At 65.9% G+C, this 563-nt stretch carries 1 protein-coding gene; it reads left to right on the forward strand.

Features of this window, described 5'->3' with window-relative positions; translation table 11 throughout:
• Positions 1–563, forward strand: a 563-nt coding sequence (locus SB4_RS20140) for an Ig-like domain-containing protein (protein WP_206598027.1), incomplete at both ends; no start/stop codon positions are given.

Consider the following 563-nt stretch of genomic DNA (forward strand, 5'->3'; position numbering starts at 1 on the left):
AACCTGTCGAGCCTGGTCACCGGTCAGTTCGACGACATCCGCATCGTTACCCAGCCCGCCCATGGTACGGTCACGATCTCGCGGACGCTCGCCATGCGCGGCTTTGGTGGCTCACCGCTGATGGCCGCAGCGCTGGCGATGTCGTCGGTGTCGGTCCCGAGTCAGGTCATCGCGGTCTATACCCCGGAAGCGGGCTATCACGGCACCGACACCTTCCAATATGTCGCGGTTGGACCAGGTGGCACGTCGACACCGGCTACCGCCACCATCCAGGTGGTCGGCACGGCACCCGCGGCACAGGCGATCACCGCATCGGCGATCGATGGTCAGCCCGTCTCGATTGACCTGACCGCTGCGGCCAGCGGCGGACCGTTCACTGCCGCAACGGTCACCAGCGTATCGCCTGCCGATCAGGCGACCGCCACGATCGTTGCCGGGGGAACTGCCGATGCCCGGACCTTCCGTCTGCAGATGACGCCGAAGGCGCGTTTCAGCGGGACGATCACGGTCGGCTATACCCTTGCCAACGCCTTTGGTACCTCGACACCCGCCATCGTGACGGT

This window comes from Sphingomonas sanguinis (assembly GCF_001476905.1).
GTDB classification, from domain to species: domain Bacteria; phylum Pseudomonadota; class Alphaproteobacteria; order Sphingomonadales; family Sphingomonadaceae; genus Sphingomonas; species Sphingomonas sanguinis_B.